The sequence below is a fragment of the Acinetobacter sp. 789_lipA genome (assembly GCF_058242845.1).
Window position 1 is genome coordinate 2,923,382 of the sequence record NZ_JBZAYS010000001.1, and the last position, 20,045, is coordinate 2,943,426.

Genomic DNA, 20,045 nt, shown 5'->3' on the forward strand with positions numbered 1-20,045 from the left:
TACATTTTTTTAACAATAATGTAGTCTGCTTTACATTCAAATTAGATTATATTTTGCCCAACCCCTACTTTTGGGTATAAAACGAAAAGGATATGAAAATGAATAAATTACTTATTGCTTTAGGTCTTGCTGCTGCTGTTGTTTTAGTGGGTTGTTCAAAAGAAAAAGCACCTGAAACAGGTGCAACGACAGGTGAACACCTTGAAAATGCTGCTGAACAAGCAGGTCATGACATTAACAAAGCTGCAAGTGAAGCCGTATCTGACACTCAAAAAGCTGCAGATGAAGCATCTGCAAAAATTGGTGCTGCCGCTGACGAAGCTGCTGCGAAAACAGAAGCTGCTGCTGAAGATGTTAAAAATGCCTCTAAAGAAGCAACAGCTCATGTTGCTGGTGCAGTAGAACAAGGCGCTGCTGATGTAAAAGAAAAAGCGCAATAATATTTCTAAGCTTAAAAAAGCCTCCCACTCGGAGGCTTTTTTATGGGCTATGCTATAGTAGATGAAACTTGCATTATTAAATAAATCATAACTTTAAAACTTTGAGGATGATCTATCGTCATGTCCTATTCTCACCATATTGAACCTCATTTAATTCATCGTACTGGTTGGCTACGTGCAGCGGTATTGGGTGCCAATGACGGCATCATTTCAGTGACCAGTTTGATTATGGGGATGGCGGCCAGTGGCGCAACCAGCCATACCTTACTCATCACGTGTATTGCAGGGCTCATTTCAGGTGCGAGCTCTATGGCTGCGGGTGAGTATATTTCGGTGAAGTCTCAATCAGATATTGAAGAAGCTGACTTAAAACATGAAGCCCGAGAATTAGATAAAAACCCGCATTTAGAACTTAAAGAACTGACTCAAATTTATATACAACGCGGACTAGAACCCGAGCTAGCACATGAAGTCGCGGTGCAACTCAGCGCACATGATGCACTGTCTGCACATGCACGTGATGAAATAGGCATCCATGAAAATACCAGTGCTAAACCACTTGAAGCCGCGGGCTCTTCTGCCCTCGCCTTTTCACTGGGCGCTCTGTTTCCCATGCTGGCCATTCTCTTAAGCCCTCAAGGCTATCTGACTCAGTCAGTTGCCCTTACAGGCGTACTGTCTTTACTCGGTTTAGGGGCTTTATCAAGCTATTTTTCTGGGACATCTATGTGGACAGGCGCATTTCGTGTGACGCTATGGGGGATTTTTGCGATGCTGTTTGCCAGTTGGATTGGTTCACTATTTAATGTGCATGTTTAACGTCAACAACACGATAAGCGTTAACAATCTACCTATTAAAAATGTAAAAAGCCCATGGATTGAATGGGCTTTTTACTATTTGAAGCATCATTCATCATCAACTTTAAGCTTGCACATTTTTCTCTGAGCCACTACTCAGATGCACCATTACTGACGGTTGCGCTTCAAGTCTACAGGTGAGAAAGCTTAGCCTCGAATTAGTATGAATTGTTTAACGTCTGTTCTTCTTCATCATAGCAGCCCAAAACGTCATAGAAATGATGAACCAACTCCTCCCTGCTTACATCTCGCTAGATTGTTTTTTCATTCATATAACGCCAGTAGCGTTTAGGAACATATTGCACATGTATTTTGATATTTTTTCTTGCCTCGATGTTGATACTTTTAAAATAATCTTTCCATAACTGGTCATACAGCAGCTCATCATCATCTAATTCAACACTAAAGGACTGGCTGTGTCCGACTTTGTGTGCATGATCAATTTGATCCACATCCATCTTCACCTGATGCACAGCTGTCAAATCATAATAAATTCCAAAATTTCTTCTTTCATCACGCAGATTCAAATCCCAAGTGCAACACATTTGTAGTTAGTTGAAAAAGTTAGGTGTATTCATAGAATCATTAGACTTTTTCAACTCGTAATTGGAAAGCACACAATGAAGAAATACACCCAACTTTCTCAAGATGAAAGATACGAAATTTATGCTACTTTGAAAAGTAAAAGTTCAATCGCTACCCTTGCTCGGGAATTAGGACGTTCACGATCAACCATCTACCGTGAATTAAAAAGAAATACTGGGCAACGTGGATATAGAGCTCAACAGGCAGCTAAATTTGCAAGTCAAAGACGGTACCGTCCTTCATCATCAATGACAGCATTTGCCTTCGCTTATATTGATTATTTGATTGGTTTGGACTGGTCACCCGAACAAATTTCAGGTGCTTTAACACAACGCGGTTGGCTGGATGTACCTTCACATGAGTGGATTTACCAGTACATTTATCAAGATAAATCAAAAGGCGGTAAACTTCATCTACATTTAAGGCATCAGAAGAAATATCGAAAACGCGGTTACAAAAACACGGATCGTAGGGGTCAAATCATTGATAAAACAAGTATTCACTGCCGACACCAGGTCATTGATCAACGACAACGTTTAGGAGATTTCGAAGGTGACACGGTGATTGGTAAACATCATAAAGGTGCTTTATTGACTCTCGTTGATCGAAAGAGCCTGTATGTACATATTGTTCATTTAGGGCCAACAAGAGCATCCTCTCAAACGATTACTTGTGCATTAGATCGTTTACAAATGAGCCATGCTTATAGTGTGACATTTGATAATGGCAAAGAATTTTCCGAACACAAAAGAATTACTGATGCTGGCATAGAGACGTATTTTGCTGATCCTTACAAGTCTATTCAGCGAGCTAGAAATGAAAATACGAATGGTTTAATCCGTCAATATCTGCCAAAATCATCATCGTTTGATGGCGTGTCAAACGAACAAATAGAGCAGATAGAATTTGCACTCAACCATCGTCCTAGAAAAACACTAGGTTGGTATACACCGAGTGAAGTTATGGCTGGTTTTTATACTGTTGCACTTGCCGCTTGAATCCGCCTCATAAATCAACCATCTTTGGTCTTGATATCGGTTTCTAAAATGCCGTTCTATCAGTGGTAAAACATTAAAATCTGGCTGTACCAAACTTAGAAACAATCCATCCTGACATTTTTTAAAGCGGACAAAAGCTTCCATACGATGCTTTTCCCTGCCCACTTGTTTGGCCCACTGCGAAACAGCCAATACATCCGTATGCGCATAGTTATGATTTACCGCATGTGTATTTTTAAACACATAGATACAGAAATTAAAAAGATGTTGATGTGCCTGTTCCTGCTCAGACAGAAAGCAATAATAAAAAGATCGCAGACTCTCAGCTGTGATTTTTTGTTTTAATCCCCGCCAAACTCGCTCTGCGTGTTCATCATTTGAAGCAACCTCAATACACTCATCAAACAAGCTGGCTTGGGAATTGTTAGATGCAAGCTTGACGTCAAAATCTTTAAACTGAAAGCTCCTATACACACAACTCAGCAACCCAGTCATGCTTTGATCAAAGCAATATATCGACATACTAAAAACCAAAGCCCAGTTGAGGTGAAAGCTGTTTTTGATATTTAGATTGCCCCGATTGCAAAATGTGCTGCCGAATCTGGTTCGCTTGTTGTTCTTTTTTAAACTTTGGCGTATCTGCACAGCGAATAAAATGCTGTGCCCGATTGTAAGCAATGCCCATACGCTTTAGTTGATCGATATAAATCTGCCCAAAACGACGAGCTTGCACAATTTTTTTAGCCGATTGAACACCTATCCCCGGAACACGTAAAATCATACGATAGTCTGCATGTTGAATATCAACAGGAAAATGCTCAGGGTTACGTAGTGCCCAACTTAGCTTCGGGTCGATGTCCAAATCTAAATTCGGATGCTGATCATTCACAATTTCCTGCGCATCAAAACCATAGAAACGCATGAGCCAATCCGATTGGTACAGCCGATTTTCTCTTAATAATGGCGGTGCAGAACCTACAACAGGAAGCATTTTTTCCTGTTCATTGATTGGGATATAACCTGAAAAATATACCCGTTTGAGCTGATACACTTTGTAATGATGATCTGCCATTAAAATAATATCTTTGTCTGTTTCTTGATGTGCGCCCACCACCATCTGAGTGGTTTGTCCCGCTGGTACAAACTTCGGCACATGCTGAATCACACGCCGCTCATCAGTCAACTGAATTAAGCGATCGCGTACAATACCTAAATCCTTTTGTACTTCTGCATGCGATTTTTCTGGTGCAAACTGTTTTAAACCAACTTCTGTCGGCATTTCCAAGTTAATACTCATGCGGTCTACATATAAGCCCACCTCGGTAATAATCTCTTGGGAAGCACCAGGTATCGTTTTTAGGTGAATATAACCATTAAAGTTTTCTTCAAGACGTAACTTTTTCACCACTTGCAGCATTCGCTCCATAGTGAAATCAGCTGATTTAAAAATACCTGAACTGAGAAATAAACCTTCAATATAATTGCGGCGGTAAAAGTTGATGGTTAAATCCACCACTTCTTGTACAGTAAAAGCGGCTCGCTTGACATCGTTAGAGCGTCTAGAAACACAGTAGGAACAATCAAAAATACAGACATTTGAAAATAGAATTTTAAGCAATGAAACACAGCGACCATCTTCTGTATAACTATGACAAATACCGTTTCCTGTATTTCCCAAACCTTGGTTTTTGTTTTTACGATTGCTACCACTGGACGAACAGGACACGTCATATTTAGCTGCATCAGCTAAAATCTGTAGCTTTTCACGGATACGATCGGTCATGACGATCCTCGGTAAAATCTAAAATAAAAGTATAAAAAATTTCAGACTAAAAGCATTACCAACGTACCTACCCAACGACATGGCCTGTCGCTAAAAACCGAAAAATAAACGTGATTGGTTTAGATATTTTTCGAGAAAATACTGAATATTATTTGCCAATTTTGCAGTGCTTGGGCAAAGTGTCTATATGTAAAAGGAGCAAGTACATGTCTTTATTATTAGAACGTCTTGAAATTAAACATCCTATCTTCCTTGCACCGATGGCCGGTGTTTCTACACCAGAGCTTGCAGCGGAGGTTTCAAATCAAGGCGGGCTAGGCTCACTTGGATTAGGCGCAAACACCGCAGAAGCCACACGTAGCCAAATTTTAAAAACTCAAGCACTGACCGAACAACCTTTTCAAGTTAATTTTTTCTGTCATCAAAGTGTCGAACTTGATCCAACTATCGCACAAACATGGATTGATTTTGTAAGACCTCATTTTGAACAATACGATGCAGAACCACCCACGCAACTGCACTGTATTTATCCTAGCTTTTTGGACAATGATGACTTTTTAAATGTCGTGCTTGAAACTCGCCCTAAAGCCGTGAGTTTCCACTTTGGTATTCCGCATCCGCATCAAATACAGGCGCTAAAAGATGCTGGCATTTTAACCATGGTTTCTGCAACCAACCTAGCAGAAGCACGGGCCATTGAAGCAGCAGGGATTGATTTTATTATTGCTCAAGGCATAGAAGCAGGTGGACACCGCGGGATTTTTAATGAACATTTTGATAGTGCAATACGTACAGTCGACCTTGTACAACTTCTGACGCAGCACTGTCAGTGCCCGATTATTGCTGCGGGTGGCATTATGAATGGTACACAGGCTCAGCAGATGTTAAGTCTAGGTGCGAGTGCGGTACAGTTGGGAACAGCTTTCGTACAATGTAAAACATCAAATGCCAATGATGCCTACCGTCATGCACTTTTCCATGAGCACATCACACAAATAAGTGCCAGTATTTCAGGTCGCCCTGCTCGCGGCTTACTGGGTCACTGGCATACCCAGATTGATCTACCGAACCGCCCTGCAGTTGCTGCATACCCATACTGTTATGATCTAGGGAAACAATTACATGCCGCAGCGACTAAACAAGGTGATCAAGGTTTTGGTGCATTTTGGGCAGGCACGAATGTTTCTCAAATTCGTGCCATGGAAGCACCTGACTTAATTAACCAACTGTTGGTTGAAATGCAACAAGTCAGCTATTAAGTCATATTATTCACTTAAAGCTCCATAAATGGAGCTTTATTTATTTAGTTTCCAATAAATTGACCTGTTCAACTTGTACGTCATTCATGGTTTCACCATGAATAAGTAATTGGTCAAAGTAGTCTGCGACCACTTTAAATTGTTCAGTTGTACTTTCCACTTTGTACATGTTCTGACGAAACTCATTACTTGAACGTAAACCTTTGGTGTACCAAGCAATATGTTTACGTGCAATTCGGCAGCCAGAGTATTCCCCATAAAATGCATACAATTCGCCAAGATGTCCAAGTAGAACTTCTTTTACTTCTTGAATACTTGGTGCAGCCAAATGTTCACCTGTCTCCAAATAATGTGCGATCTCACGAAAAATCCATGGACGCCCTTGCGCAGCGCGACCAATCATAATTGCATCTGCACCGGTATAATCGAGTACATATTTGGCTTTTTCTGGACTATCAATATCCCCATTGGCAACCACTGGTATACGAATGAGCTGTTTTACTTCTTTAATCAAATCATAACGAGCCGTATTCAAATACATGTCTTCACGGGTGCGCCCATGCAACGCCAACGCGGCAATACCCGCCTCTTCCGCACGTTTCGCTACACGTAAGATATTTTCATGACCATTCAAAAAACCCAAACGAGTTTTAAGTGTGACAGGTACATCAACTGCAGCCACAACTTCATCCAAAATTCGAGCCACCAAGTCTTCATCTTTTAAAAGTGCAGAACCCGCCAGCTTATTACAGACTTTCTTGGCAGGACACCCCATATTAATGTCCACAATTTGAGCACCATTTGAGACCTGATATCGTGCAGCTTCAGCCAAATCTTTAGGGTCTGATCCCGCAATTTGTGCTGAAATAGGCGCCAATTCACCATCAAAATTAGCACGATATAAGCTTTTTTTACTCATCCGTAACGTTTGGTCTGATGTCATCATTTCACTGACAGCATGCCCTGCACCAAAGTATTTGCACAGAGACCTAAATGGACGGTCAGTTACGCCTGCCATCGGAGCAACAATCAAATTATTTGACAGTTGATACGGACCAATATACATATGAATTCATCACTTTTTCGACTGGCACAGTATACTGCATCTACACTTTCGGCTCATCTTTTATCATGTGTTATGTGACTATGAAATACTCATAATAAAAAAGCCAGACGAATCTAAAAGGCAGCCATCAGATAGCCTCTAAATCACATCATTTTTTTAAAAAGCATACTTTTTAAGACGTTATCTTTGAAAATGAAGTGGTGAACCAATGCCGCACAGGCATGCAAACCCACGAGCGCAATAAAGAGATTCCCTAAAAATTTATGCGCATCTGCAATATAGTCACTCCCCCAAACAGTACTCAAAAGCGGTAAATTTAAAGATAAAACGTGGAAATTATCAGTAAAACTCGATAATGTCATCCACCCCGCAATTGGAACAATACATAAGCTTAAGTAAAGGAAAAATCTGACCGTTTTAAATAACATTATCTGGTAAGAATTAATTATTTCAGTTTTAGGAATACTTTTTCTATACAGAAAAACAAAACTCAATCTCAAGAAAAATAAAATAAATATTAAAATCCCACCTGCAACATAAATCTGGCCTTTCCAGTCTGTTATTGTGGGATCACCTGCAGTCAGATATACCATTGTAACTAAAGCAAAGGTAATCCAATGCATGATTATTATAGGTTTTGGATAGTTATTCTTCATCGCTTTTCCTAAGTTTTAAATACGCAGATTCAAATCCCAAGTGCAACACATTTGTAGTTAGTTGAAAAAGTTAGGTGTATTCGTAGAATCATTGGACTTTTTCAACTCGCAATTGGAAAGCACACAATGAAGAAATACACCCAACTTTCTCAAGATGAAAGATACGAAATTTATGCTACTTTGAAAAGTAAAAGTTCAATCGCTACCCTTGCTCGGGAATTAGGACGTTCACGATCAACCATCTACCGTGAATTAAAAAGAAATACTGGGCAACGTGGATATAGAGCTCAACAGGCAGCTAAATTTGCAAGTCAAAGACGGTACCGTCCTTCATCATCAATGACAGCATTTGCCTTCGCTTATATTGATTATTTGATTGGTTTGGACTGGTCACCCGAACAAATTTCAGGTGCTTTAACACAACGCGGTTGGCTGGATGTACCTTCACATGAGTGGATTTACCAGTACATTTATCAAGATAAATCAAAAGGCGGTAAACTTCATCTACATTTAAGGCATCAGAAGAAATATCGAAAACGCGGTTACAAAAACACGGATCGTAGGGGTCAAATCATTGATAAAACAAGTATTCATTGCCGACACCAGGTCATTGATCAACGACAACGTTTAGGAGATTTCGAAGGTGACACGGTGATTGGTAAACATCATAAAGGTGCTTTATTGACTCTCGTTGATCGAAAGAGCCTGTATGTACATATTGTTCATTTAGGGCCAACAAGAGCATCCTCTCAAACGATTACTTGTGCATTAGATCGTTTACAAATGAGCCATGCTTATAGTGTGACATTTGATAATGGCAAAGAATTTTCCGAACACAAAAGAATTACTGATGCTGGCATAGAGACGTATTTTGCTGATCCTTACAAGTCTATTCAGCGAGCTAGAAATGAAAATACGAATGGTTTAATCCGTCAATATCTGCCAAAATCATCATCGTTTGATGGCGTGTCAAACGAACAAATAGAGCAGATAGAATTTGCACTCAACCATCGTCCTAGAAAAACACTAGGTTGGTATACACCGAGTGAAGTTATGGCTGGTTTTTATACTGTTGCACTTGCCGCTTGAATCCGCCATATTTTTATAAAACGGAGCTGTTAAAAAAAAGCTTAAACGAAAAATGTAAAGAAAAATAGAATGCTCTGCTTTTTATTCAGGCTAGGCTTGACTTAAACCTTAAAAATCAATTGCCTGCCTATCCACTATTTCCAACATCTTGAAGATTAAAGTACTTTTAAATACAACATCCTTCATCGCTTCAAGTATTCCTTACATCCTTTGTAAAACTTCAGGTTGAACATTTGTGCTACATCATCTTTTCTAAACACTATGCTCTGCTACCTTTAATTTATTATGATGTATGTAGATAGCCCTAATATCCTTTAGAGTGTTCCATAAATTCATCGATAATTACATCTTCCAGTACATGGCAAAGGTAACCATATAAATAATTTTATAGACTATTGATTATATTAGATCTCCTGCGAAAGTCATTATTGCAAGTTTATCCGGTTTACGAGTGCAGCAATTAAGTTAATGCGTAAGCCGAATCTTTTCCGTCTATTTCGATAGCGTTCACTTAATATTCTAAATGTTTTCAATTGACTATTAATGTGTTCGATCACAACTCGTATTTTTCCAACCATTTTATTGTACTTTTTCTCAACATAAAATAAAGGTAAATTCTTCTTTTTCTTTATTGGCATCAATAATTTAAAGCCATCTTGCTCTAATCCGTAGTACCCTAGATCAGTCATAACATATTCACAATGTTTGAATTTCTTAACCGTTTTTCTTGCCAATTTAATGTCATGCTGACTGCCATTCGATATATCTAGCCCTATGATTTGTTTGCTGTTCGGATGATAGATCACTTGTACTTTTAGCGTATATTTCTTCTTTTTACCACTGTAGAATTTACTCTGATTTTTTTTTCGGACGTTCTATTGAACATTCTGTCGCATCAATAATTACCCAGTTAAAGTGTTCGTCTGCCGTGGTAATGCTTCGTTTTGGCAGAGTAAAACGTCTTGATTTCATCAATGCATCTTCAACCTTTTTAATGGTTCGATTCACATTACTTTCAGCGATATGGTAATTTGCCGCTAATTCCAGTTGAGTGCTGTAGTTCCGTAAGTAATTGAGAGTTAATAACAACTGATCCTCTATATCTAAAGTATGAGGACGACCTGATTTCTTTTTGAGTGATTCTGCTTTTTCTAAAACCTCTACCATTTCAGTAAAAACATGTCGAGGTACGCCAACCAAGCGTTTGAATTCAGAATCTGAAAAACGATTTAATTTCTGATATCTCATGAAATTTATATTGAGGTGGTTTTTACTTTCGCAAGAGGTCTATTGTATAAATCATAAACCAGCATTATTCATTAATTTAAAGTCTAATTTATGATATTAAGAAGAACAAGGAAAACAATAAAGAAACATAGTGATTCACTCCAATATGCCTCAATATTCTGAACACAAAAAATTAACAGCGACTGAATTCAATAGTTTAATGACTATGGCTATTCAGCAATCATTTAATGCGATCGTCATTACAAATGCCTGCTTTGAGAATAATGGCCCACACATCCTTTTCTGCAATCCAGCATTTTGTGAAATGACAGGTTATAGCGAAGAAGAGTTAATTGGACAATCGCCCCGTATCTTACAAGGGCCTGAGACAGATCTAACCGTGATTCAGGAATTAAAAGATTGCATATCTAATGGACTATTTTTCCATAACCATACGATTAATTATCGCAAAGATAAAACACCGTACGATGTAGAGTGGAACATCTCCCCGATTAAAACTGAAACAGGTGAAATCACCCATTTTGTATCCGTTCAACGAGATATCACGGAAAAAAACGAAAGTCTTAAATATCAAGCGATGCTGGTTGCAGCAATCAATACAACACCCGATACGATAGTGATCACGGATGATCAAGCTAAAATTAAATTTATGAATCATGCCGCAGAGGAACTCTCGTGCTACACCCTAGCAGATTTAAAAGATGAACCTATCACAAAATTATATCCACATGATCAAAAGCTGATAGAACTACAAAGAATAAAAAATCAGGATATTGAAAATAAAGACCATGTATATGAAAAGCATTTCTTAGAGCTCGTTTCATCCCCTCTAAAAGACCGTAATGGCACAATTACACACAATGTGAGTATCGGTAGAAATATTAATCATCATATCGAGATCAAGCGTCAACTTGAAGAGTGGGCCAATTACGACAGTTTGACGAGTATTTTTAATCGTCGCTATGGTGAACATCTTCTAGATATAGTCAAACCGCTTATTTACCCATACACTCGTTAAAGAAACGACTAAAAAGCTTATCTATTGAGTTAACCAACCATTTTTTCCTTTTTGCTTTCACCCATGCCCACATTTTTTCAATAGGATTAAGGTCAGGACTATAAGGTGGTAACCAAAGTATTTGATGCCCATGTTGGCTTAATAGATCTTGTATATCTGGTCGTTTATGGAAGGCTGCATTGTCCATGACAATTACACTATTCGAGGGTAGTTCTGGTAATAAAAACTGATCTACCCAAAAATAAAATACATCCGAATTTACTTTGCTATCAAATAAACCCACTGCAAATAACTTACCCTCATGGATTGCTCCTATTGCATTGGTTTGATTTTTGGTGGTGTTTTAAAAAGTATGCTGACATTAAATGAAGCCATTATTGATGTAAAAGAAGGTTAAGTCGAAGGCTTTAAAATGGTTTTCAAGCTTTTTGGAGAAATTGCAACTTCTTCTAAAACCACGCCTTATTCGATGCCTTATTTTGCAATTATTACCTTCAATTCCTACAGTAAAAAACTTACCAATACTTTGCTTGCAGTTTTTAAAAGCAGTGATGAAACTGTCCCAATGATCACTTGCAATTCGGGTGTAGTGAATACCTAATTGTTTAAGCTTTGTCTTCAACCTTTGGACTGTAGCTAAATCTCTCTTACCCCAAACATAAGCAACAATCTCACCTGTTTCTCGATGGTAGGCGTAAATAAGCCATTGTTTATTATTTTTATTTCCAACAAAAGTCCAGAATTCATCTACTTCGAGAGATTCATAATGACTTTGTTTAGGCTGAATTTGATAGGCCGATTCAGTTAAAGTCCGTAAGACTTTACCGATACTAATGCGCTCAACTTCAGCGATATCTCGTATACCGCTGCCTCTGACCATTAACTGTAATATTTTACGAGTAATGCCAGAATTACATCCTAGATAGCTCAGAGCATGGTCACCAATAAACTGACGTTTGCAGTCTTTGCATTGGTAGTTTTGTTTCCCATCTACTTTGATGCCATTTTTCTTTATACTGTCACTGAGGCAGGTTGGACATTTGATTTCTAGAGTTATTTGCATTTCTCTATTTTATCAAAATTCAACCTGCTTTTTTTTAGCATACTTTTTGATACACCACCTGATTTTTTAATTGCCAATTATATGTTCCATAACAAGGAGTTCCCTGTTTTGAATAACCATGAGGTCTATGTTCATGAGATTTAAATCCACTTTCATCAAGATAGATGATCGGGTGTTGATACCTTAATCGGTTTAAATCTTTTAAATACTGCTCTCTGAGTTCTGTTTTTGCTTTCGGGTGCCGTAAGGTCTTTTTTTAACTGTAATATTTAGACGCTTGAGCGCATCTCCAATTGTAGAAGTAGCACAACCAAAACGAGCAGCGCGTTCATATTGATAATCATCGGGATATTGCTCAACATCTGCACGTAAGGCATCATCATCAACTTTAGATGGTTTTCTTGGTCGAGTTCTTTTTATTTCGATTCGCTTTTTCCATTCGACAATTGTATTTTTATTAATTTCGAAGTGCTGAGCAACCGCTCGGATAGATTGACCTTCTTCAAGCTTGGCTAATATTTTCTTTCTAAAATGTATTGGATAACTCATATCAGTATTGTATTGGTTTTTTGGCGTGCGGACTATACCATTCAAAAAGACATGTGCAATGAAGATAACTCTTGCTGCGTGTTATTGGCTGATATCGATTACTTTAAAACCATTAATGATACTCATGGTCATGCATTAGGAGATAAGGTCTTACAACAAGTCATGCATGAGCTCTCCAAAAATTTACGTAGCAAGGACACTCTCATTCGTTGGGGAGGAGACGAAATATTAATCGTATTACCAAGTATCAAACTAGATTCAGCTTTGAAAATGGCTGATCGACTACGCACAGTCATTGAATCTTGTAAGTTTCCGAGGATTGAAGAAGTGACTATGTCCTTTGGAGTAGTGACTTGGAAAAGGAAAGAGCTTAAAACCAGAGTTCTACGAAGAGCAGACGAGCAATTATATCTTGCTAAAGCAAATGGTCGTAACTGTATATCTCCACACTCAGTACCTTAAGCTAAAATCCATTTAAAGCGATAAGTTACCCCAGTTAAAACTTTCTAAGCTCGATATTAAAACTCTAGATCCTAAAAAGTCGCATTTTCTAACCTTCATTAAAAAATGCGACTTCATACATTTTAAAATTTATAATTTAACGCAACTACAGCTGACCTGCCGTCTCCCATATAGCCAGTTTTGTAGTTTGCAATGATGCGGGTGTAGTACTGCTCATCAAATAAATTATTAATATTTAGTGACACACGGGTTTTCTCATTAAGATCATAAGCACCATACAAACTTGCTACAACATAATCTTCTTGTTCCGCTTTTATTAGGTTAGGCTGAGCTCGTGTTCCCATATTGATATAATCATAGCTTGAACCATACCAATTTAAACTACCGCCAACTCTCAATCCAGAAAGATCACCACTAAACTGGTAGTTTGTATTGAATTTAGCTGTTTGCTTTGGATTTGCGGTATTAATTTTTTTGCCTTTCGCATCCTCTGTGTCATTGTATGCATATCCAAATGTAAGCGTCCATGCATCCGTAAGTTGACCTAATGCTTCAACTTCAAAGCCTTTCGTTTTAGCACCTTTCACAGCTCTATAACGCGCTTCAATGCCATTTAACCCAGTCCCAGCGATTTGTTCAGCGACATTGTCTTTTTGAGCATAGAAAACTGCCGCATTGACGTCTAGCCGATCATCAAAGAAACTGTTTTTTAAACCTAGCTCTGTATTACTGCCCGTAACAGGATCCAAGAAATTATCATTAGCATCTAAACTCGACTGTGGTTTAAAGATTTCGGTATAACTTGCATAAATAGTGCTAGTTGGAAAAATGTTATACGTAGCAGCCACATAAGGCACAAAAATACTAGATTGCTTTTGCTTTGAAGTCGTACTGATGAGTTGGCCTTGATTGAAGTTACGGGTTTTAGTCTCCCAGTCAGACATACGTCCACCGGTGAAAATCTTAAACTTGTCTGCGATGTTCCATCGTGTATTAATAAAAGTTCCAAACATTTTGGTGTCTGTTGTTTTGTCTACACCCGTTCTTTCTGGTTTGAAATCAGGAGATGCATTTCCGTAGAAATGTTCAATATCATTAATTGTATTTCCTGCTGAGTAAGTAGGGTAAGTGAGTCCATATTCATTAGCTTCTCTATCCCAACCATTAAAACCAAAGACCACTTGATGTTCTCGGTTAAATAAATCGAATAGTCCATTGACTGTTAAATCATATGTATTTTGGTTCAAATCCCCTTCAGATGCCCAATGTGAATAACTTAAACCCGTGCCATCTTTGTTTAAGTTTCCATTGTATGCATATGATGTTTTAGCAAATGCATCCAGATCCTGTCGACTGAATGAAAGTTTAGCCTTCCATCTGTCATTAAAGTTATGGTCTAAATACACATAACTATTTTGTAATTCACGTTGCCATCTCACCCAGTTCATCGAACCAAAGTTATCTTCTGATGAAAAGCTAGTTTGACTCCCATCGCTATAGAAAATTGGTACACCTCCACCAAGACTGTGAGGGTCATCATCTTGGTAATCAATACCCAAAGTAAGTTGAGTTTGATCAGTGAGTTTAGACGTTAATGATCCTGAAATCGTTGTTGTATTCTTTTCATAATAATGTTTCCCTGTTCTACCGTCTGATGTCGCAACAATTAAACGTGCGTTAAGTTTATCATCAGCTAACAGCCCGCCACTAATATCTCCAGTAAATCTTCGCCCATCGAAAGTATCGTAACTTGCTCCAAGCTGTGCATTAAGCTCTTGTGTTGGTTTTTTATGGACCATATTAATTGATGCAGAAGGCTCACCCAGCCCAGTGTTTAGGCCATTTACCCCCTTTAAAACTTCAATGTGATCATAAATTGCCGTATCAAACACAGGCATAGCAATTACGGAACCACTAACACCTGAATAAGATGATGCAATACCATCAATTTGAATATTATCGACTGCAAACCCACGAACGTTGTAATTTGGGCGTTCGCTATCGTTATATCCAATACTTACACCAGCTACTTGTTGCATCACGTCTGCAACAGTCGCTAAGCCTTGATCCTGCATTCTTTGCTGTGTAACAACAGTCACTGTCTGAGGTGTTTCTTTCAATGCAATATTCATTTTGGTTGCTTGAGAAGACTTACTCTTTTTATATTTTTTACTGTTTTCCGTAGCATCCTCCTCGTCTTCAGCCTGTACCACAATAGGGGCTAAACTTGCTACTGGCTCAGATGCTGCTGCATAAAGAGATGAACTAAATAAAGGAGTTAAAAGAACGACAAGCCAAATTTTATTAGGTGGGAAATATTGCATACTACAAGCTACCATTTGCAAATGAGAATCATTGTATATTAATTATCATTTACATTTCTACACAAATAGAATATTTACTCAAAATGATTGAGTGTTTATGCGTATATTCTGTATTTATAGATTATGAGGACAGATCATACATATCCTCTCAAGTCCCCTAAAAATTTGTAGATTCGAAGTTTACAATCAGGTCTTGTAAGTTGCCTTCTCGTCGCGTGTAATTCGATGGGGAGTTAGTTTGAGGTATTAATCATAAAAATAATTCAGATGAGTAAAATTACATGAAAGCCATTCTAGTTCCATGAGCTCTAGAATGGCCTTGCATAAAATAATGATGTTATATGTTAAATCTTAGGAATTTAACTAAAAATGTTATCCCGATTATTTTAGATAGAATTAAAAAGTTCTACATAACATGCTTCAGGCACCATTAGTAATTAATGGTATAACTTAGTGCAAAAGTACGACCTTCCGCTGGGATCGCTAACAATGAGTTGGCATTGGTCACTGCTGCTTGTTGGGCGAATACAGTTTTATATTGATTACCGCATAGATTATAAACACCAAAGTCCATACGGCCTTTCGCTACTGGAAAATGTGCTAATACATCCATAGTCGTATAACCTTTAATCTCTGCTGCACTGTTACTATCACTCAGTCCAGCTGCTTTTAACTCTAAGTCATCTTTATAGGCTTTGTCAGTTCCTTTGATTGCAAGCATTTGAGCACGTACACCATAGCCATCTTCATTATTCCATTCTGCAAACAATGTGCCTTTCACTGGTGATACTGCAAAAGCGTTTAACTCATGCCAGTTATTGGCCACATCCTTATACTGGCCTCTTGTGTAACCTAAAGTGCCACCCACCTTATAATTTTCCATAAATGGATAACTTACTGTTGCCTCCGCACCATAAACTCGCTGATCTGTGTCGACAACATTTACAGAACGATTCGAGTTAAATTGAACGACTTTATCAGAGTTATTATAGAAACCTGTTAAGCCCAAATTTAAGCCTGTGTCTTGATTTAAGCGCCAGCCTAGTTCATAGCTATTCACAGTGATTGGAGCGATACCAGACGTGGTTAAAGTATATGCTGCAACGTCACGCAATACGCGTTGTACATCTGGATAACTATAGCCTTGAGAGAAGTTAGCATAAATTTGTTGTACATCATTTAGCTTATAAACAGCACCTAGATTAAACAGAAATTTCTCTGAATCTGTAGAGTCTGCCGCCATTAATGTATATGGCTTACGTGCAGTTAAATAGCTGTCTGTGTCTGCCTGAACATATTGGTAACGTACCCCAGCTTGAATATTAAGCTGATCAGTTACGGCATAGTCCCCTTGTATAAAGGTACCAATATTCTGAATTTCAGTATCTGGTCCTGAGCCTTGTTTTTCTCCAGTTGGGGTATAAACTAAACCATTATTGCTTGGCGTGTAGTAGTCTGCCCACTGATGGTCTTTTTCCCAATCATAGTCTAAGCCATAAGTTAGTTTTAAATCACGGTCAGCAACTACAAGATCAGACTGTAAAGTTGAACGAATACCTGCGTAATCCACATTGGATTGACTTTGCTTTACACTAACACCGTCAGCTGAATAACCATAAGGTACGAAGCGTGACTTCTCATTTCGATAGTATGCTTCAACATTCAAAACTTGTCCTAAAAAATCCTGATTTTGGTACTGCGTATTAAAAGCATAACGTTCAGTAAACGGCTGATTATCTAAGCTCCAACCTTTGACCGCTTTTAAAGATGGAGCTGTTTTGGTAAGTAAATAAGAATAATCAGGCCCATATTCTGTATCTTGTTCATCTTTATAGTACTGAGCACCAAAACTTAAGCTTTGGTTGTCAGTTAAATTAAAGTTTAAACGACCATTCACATCAATAGTATCAGTATCCATGGTGCTGCCCTGCCAAGGACTTAATGAAATACGATCCCCATTACCATCAAATTGTGAGCCACGATTGGTATAGTCTAAGCCAAAAAAACCATCAACTTTGTCATTTGCAAATGAAGCTGTTTGTCCAACTTGATAAGCCAAACTATCACCTCGGAAGTTATCTGCCGATGTCACACCCAATTTGGCTTGAAAACTAACTGGTTCTGATTTATCGGCACGTTTAGTAATAATATTAATAATCCCGCCTGTCGCACCTGAACCATAAATACTGGTCGCACCAGAAACCACTTCAATGTGATCAATCATATTTGGGCTAATACTATTTAACTGACGTGACACATCACGTGAACCCGTTTGTGATACCCCATCAATCATTACAAGTACATTACGTCCACGCATAGTTTAACCATAATTACTACTCGTTCCACTGCTTGGTGCTAAAGATGGAACCAGTTGCGCCAAAACATCTGCAACTTTACGACCTGGGCCAGCCTGTTGAGCAATTTCATCAGCAGAAATGGTTTGGACAGTTCCTGAAATTTCAGCAATAGTTTTGGGTGTACGTGTTGCTGTCATCACGATAGTTGGAAGTTTAGTCTCTGTTTTTTTTGCTTCAGTTAATGCTGAAGTCATATCGTTTGCATAAAGTTGAGTACAAATAGCCGTAGTGAGCAAACAAAGACTAAAGTGAGACAAGCGCATTTTTATTCCTCTTTTGTAAAATATTTTTGAGAATGATAATTATTATTAATTTCAATGTAAAACTTTTTATTATATTTTTTCTCTGTACACGACAAAAATAGATAACTCATTGAAATAATGTCATAATAATTGTTTTCTAACGACGAATACTATGACACATCTCAATGAGTTATATCTTATCTTAAACAAATATCTAAAATGGAACAAGTCACATTTAAAGTGCTTTGCGCTCATCATGCTTGTGATTATTTTAAAGCAAACATGTAATCTTTCTTCTGCATCTAAAGCCTTGCCCATCAAGTGCTTACCACAATCATTTTATCGACGTATGCAGCGCTTCTTTGCAGGTCAGTATTTTGATTATCGTCAAATTTCTCAGTTGATTTTCAATATGTTTTCATTCGACCAAGTGCAACTGACTTTAGATAGAACCAATTGGAAATGGGGAAAACGAAATATTAATATCCTGATGCTCGCAATCGTTTATCGTGGAATAGCGATACCTATCCTTTGGACATTGCTTAATAAACGTGGAAATTCAGATACGAAAGAGCGTATTGCTTTGATTCAACGCTTTATAGCCATTTTTGGTAAAGACCGTATTGTGAATGTGTTCGCAGACAGAGAGTTTATCGGTGAGCAGTGGTTTACATGGTTAATTGAACAAGACATCAACTTCTGCATTCGTGTTAAAAAAACTTCATTGTCACCAATCATTTAGGAAAGAATCATAAAATTAGTGATTTATTTCGCCATCTTAAAGTTGGTCAAATTGAATGTCGTAAACGACGGATTTTGGTTGGTCGGGTGAAACTATATATAAGTGCACTACAGTTAGAAAATGGAGAGCTTTTACTCGTCGTTTCTCCTCAGTTTAATGCCAATGCTATTCAGGATTATGCATTACGCTGGGAAATTGAAACCTTATTCAGTTGTCTCAAAGGACGCGGGTTTAATCTTGAAAATACGCGCTTGACAGACCCTAGACGAGTGAAAAAATTGATTGCGGTGTTAGCTATAAGCTTCTGTTGGTGTTACTTAACGGGTGAATGGCAACATGATCAAAAAAAAGTGATAAAAATAAAGAAGCATGGACGACTCTCAATGAGTTTATTTCGCTATGGTTTAGACTATGTTCAAATGGCGATTCAGCGTTTAATTGGTTTTGGGAAAAAAGAAGAGTTTAAGGAAATTTTGGCAATTTTAAGAAGGCAGAACCCTGATAGGATAAGGGTTCTGTGAAATTTGTCGTGTACAGAGATATTTTTTAATGCAGTAAATTCTATCTTTAATACGAAAAAGCAGCCTTCAGTTCAAACAGGTGTTGATCGTCATACGCTAGTATTTCTATACTTACTTTCAAAGAGCTCAAATATGATATAGCTATTATTGTTATACGGCAGAAACCAGCTATGGATTTGGTTTATAAATACTTATTTGCGGAAGACGCTTTTGGAACTCATTTAGGAGCGAATTGAGCTAGCAATATAACGAATAATAGGCAAAGGGCTGCATCGAGAAACCAATCATTGGAAGAAATTTGGAGATTAAGAATTCCTCGTGGACAAGCTAACAATCCATAAATCAATAGCCTTCATATAGTAAAAGTGCCTAAATCCATATTTTTACAAAATATTTTTGCTAAAAAGACATTTTAGCTATGTCATTAAACTATTTATTAATAAACGTGTTCTGTGTGACATAGCCCTCTGCAAATTATCTAAAATAACTGTTCTATAATTTAAATAGATTTGAGAAGGAATGATTTGGGTTGTTTAGGATATTGTAGTATTAGTCGTCACGACCAAATTAAAACTAATAACGTTCAGATCAACTTGAAAATTTTACCGCTATTTAGACTTTGGAAGAACATTTCAAAACCAGGACGAATGTCTTCGCCATCAACAGTAATATATCTTAAATTTGAATGCAACATTGTGCTGCAAGAGTTTTTATCTACAGTTGCCTGAATAGAGTATTCAGTACCGAATTGATCTTTGACAGTAACATTTTTCTTTAACATTTTT

Annotated in this window: 17 protein-coding genes and 3 pseudogenes; 8 read left to right on the top strand and 12 right to left on the bottom strand. The window is 37.9% G+C overall.

Features of this window, described 5'->3' with window-relative positions; genetic code table 11:
• Positions 1-98 precede the first annotated feature (98 nt).
• Together AC4CUZ_RS14435 and AC4CUZ_RS14440 are read left to right on the top strand one after the other, a co-directional pair.
• Entirely contained in the window at positions 99-440 is a 342-nt protein-coding gene (locus AC4CUZ_RS14435; RefSeq protein ID WP_058869489.1) for a hypothetical protein, read from the top strand.
• Between the two features lie 120 nt (positions 441-560).
• Complete coding sequence (locus AC4CUZ_RS14440) at positions 561-1,259, top strand: VIT1/CCC1 transporter family protein (RefSeq protein WP_234951731.1); 699 nt, start codon at positions 561-563, stop codon at positions 1,257-1,259.
• Positions 1,260-1,549: 290 nt separating this feature from the next.
• Here the strand turns inward: AC4CUZ_RS14440 and AC4CUZ_RS14445 are convergent.
• A pseudogene (locus tag AC4CUZ_RS14445) lies at positions 1,550-1,813 on the bottom strand (DUF4130 domain-containing protein); the annotation flags it as partial.
• Positions 1,814-1,918: 105 nt separating this feature from the next.
• Here AC4CUZ_RS14445 and AC4CUZ_RS14450 point away from each other — a divergent pair.
• Positions 1,919-2,881: an IS30-like element IS18 family transposase gene (locus tag AC4CUZ_RS14450; protein WP_004691346.1), complete on the top strand. Its 963-nt coding sequence runs from the start codon at positions 1,919-1,921 to the stop codon at positions 2,879-2,881.
• Here the strand turns inward: AC4CUZ_RS14450 and AC4CUZ_RS14455 are convergent.
• Together AC4CUZ_RS14455 and AC4CUZ_RS14460 are read right to left on the bottom strand one after the other, a co-directional pair.
• Positions 2,819-3,403 carry a TIGR03915 family putative DNA repair protein gene (locus tag AC4CUZ_RS14455; RefSeq protein ID WP_490747856.1) on the bottom strand — a complete coding sequence of 195 codons (585 nt, stop codon included), beginning with the start codon at positions 3,401-3,403 and terminating at the stop codon, positions 2,819-2,821. The genes AC4CUZ_RS14450 and AC4CUZ_RS14455 overlap by 63 nt on opposite strands.
• 1 nt (position 3,404) lies before the next feature.
• Positions 3,405-4,664: a putative DNA modification/repair radical SAM protein gene (locus AC4CUZ_RS14460; protein WP_490747857.1), complete on the bottom strand. Its 1,260-nt coding sequence runs from the start codon at positions 4,662-4,664 to the stop codon at positions 3,405-3,407.
• 206 nt (positions 4,665-4,870) lie between these two features.
• Here AC4CUZ_RS14460 and AC4CUZ_RS14465 point away from each other — a divergent pair, with 206 nt between their 5' ends.
• A complete protein-coding gene (locus AC4CUZ_RS14465) occupies positions 4,871-5,923 on the top strand; it encodes an NAD(P)H-dependent flavin oxidoreductase (protein WP_490747858.1) in 1,053 nt (350 codons plus the stop codon).
• Between the two features lie 40 nt (positions 5,924-5,963).
• Here the strand turns inward: AC4CUZ_RS14465 and dusB are convergent, their stop codons facing one another.
• Positions 5,964-6,989, bottom strand: a complete 1,026-nt coding sequence (dusB, locus tag AC4CUZ_RS14470; protein WP_490747859.1) for a tRNA dihydrouridine synthase DusB — start codon at positions 6,987-6,989, stop codon at positions 5,964-5,966.
• Between the two features lie 143 nt (positions 6,990-7,132).
• Positions 7,133-7,645 (bottom strand): cytochrome b, encoded by a 513-nt coding sequence (locus AC4CUZ_RS14475; RefSeq protein WP_490747860.1) that lies wholly within the window; start codon positions 7,643-7,645, stop codon positions 7,133-7,135.
• 126 nt (positions 7,646-7,771) lie between these two features.
• Here AC4CUZ_RS14475 and AC4CUZ_RS14480 point away from each other — a divergent pair, with 126 nt between their 5' ends.
• The gene (locus tag AC4CUZ_RS14480) at positions 7,772-8,734 is read left to right on the top strand and encodes an IS30-like element IS18 family transposase (protein WP_004691346.1); all 963 of its coding nucleotides are present in this window, start codon (positions 7,772-7,774) and stop codon (positions 8,732-8,734) included.
• Between the two features lie 425 nt (positions 8,735-9,159).
• Here AC4CUZ_RS14480 and AC4CUZ_RS14485 read toward each other — a convergent pair.
• Positions 9,160-9,982, bottom strand: a protein-coding gene (locus AC4CUZ_RS14485; protein ID WP_490747837.1) for an IS5 family transposase whose coding sequence is annotated in 2 segments (ribosomal slippage) — positions 9,160-9,600 and positions 9,602-9,982 — 822 coding nt in all. Because the reading frame shifts where the segments join, the coding sequence is not laid out codon by codon here.
• Between the two features lie 145 nt (positions 9,983-10,127).
• Here AC4CUZ_RS14485 and AC4CUZ_RS14490 point away from each other — a divergent pair.
• On the top strand, positions 10,128-11,000 hold the full coding sequence (locus tag AC4CUZ_RS14490; RefSeq protein WP_490747861.1) for a PAS domain-containing protein: 873 nt from the start codon (positions 10,128-10,130) through the stop codon (positions 10,998-11,000).
• Here AC4CUZ_RS14490 and AC4CUZ_RS14495 read toward each other — a convergent pair.
• From AC4CUZ_RS14495 to AC4CUZ_RS14505, 3 genes and pseudogenes are all read right to left on the bottom strand, one after another.
• Positions 10,978-11,322, bottom strand: a pseudogene (locus AC4CUZ_RS14495) (transposase); the annotation flags it as partial. The gene AC4CUZ_RS14490 and the pseudogene AC4CUZ_RS14495 sit on opposite strands and share 23 nt — an antisense overlap.
• Before the next feature lie 39 nt (positions 11,323-11,361).
• Complete coding sequence (locus tag AC4CUZ_RS14500; RefSeq protein ID WP_004282344.1) at positions 11,362-12,063, bottom strand: IS1 family transposase; 702 nt, start codon at positions 12,061-12,063, stop codon at positions 11,362-11,364.
• Between the two features lie 201 nt (positions 12,064-12,264).
• Positions 12,265-12,612: an IS630 transposase-related protein gene (locus AC4CUZ_RS14505; RefSeq protein WP_039890557.1), complete on the bottom strand. Its 348-nt coding sequence runs from the start codon at positions 12,610-12,612 to the stop codon at positions 12,265-12,267.
• 51 nt (positions 12,613-12,663) lie between these two features.
• Between AC4CUZ_RS14505 and AC4CUZ_RS14510 the strand changes: the two genes are divergently transcribed.
• Entirely contained in the window at positions 12,664-13,074 is a 411-nt protein-coding gene (locus AC4CUZ_RS14510) for a GGDEF domain-containing protein (protein ID WP_490748074.1), read from the top strand.
• Between the two features lie 122 nt (positions 13,075-13,196).
• Here the strand turns inward: AC4CUZ_RS14510 and AC4CUZ_RS14515 are convergent, their stop codons facing one another.
• Together AC4CUZ_RS14515 and AC4CUZ_RS14520 are read right to left on the bottom strand one after the other, a co-directional pair.
• Positions 13,197-15,398 carry a TonB-dependent siderophore receptor gene (locus AC4CUZ_RS14515; protein WP_490747862.1) on the bottom strand — a complete coding sequence of 734 codons (2,202 nt, stop codon included), beginning with the start codon at positions 15,396-15,398 and terminating at the stop codon, positions 13,197-13,199.
• Between the two features lie 430 nt (positions 15,399-15,828).
• Positions 15,829-18,018: pseudogene (locus AC4CUZ_RS14520) on the bottom strand (TonB-dependent receptor).
• Between the two features lie 151 nt (positions 18,019-18,169).
• Here AC4CUZ_RS14520 and AC4CUZ_RS14525 point away from each other — a divergent pair.
• Positions 18,170-19,260 (top strand): IS4-like element ISAba1 family transposase gene (locus AC4CUZ_RS14525; protein WP_088631513.1). Its coding sequence is split into 2 segments (ribosomal slippage): positions 18,170-18,710 and positions 18,710-19,260, totalling 1,092 coding nucleotides; the frame shifts between segments, so codons are not numbered across the junction.
• Between the two features lie 583 nt (positions 19,261-19,843).
• On the opposite strand, the gene AC4CUZ_RS14530 is transcribed toward AC4CUZ_RS14525, so the two are convergent.
• The gene (locus AC4CUZ_RS14530) at positions 19,844-20,041 is read right to left on the bottom strand and encodes a hypothetical protein (protein WP_010326560.1); all 198 of its coding nucleotides are present in this window, start codon (positions 20,039-20,041) and stop codon (positions 19,844-19,846) included.
• Between the last annotated feature and the right edge of the window lie 4 nt (positions 20,042-20,045).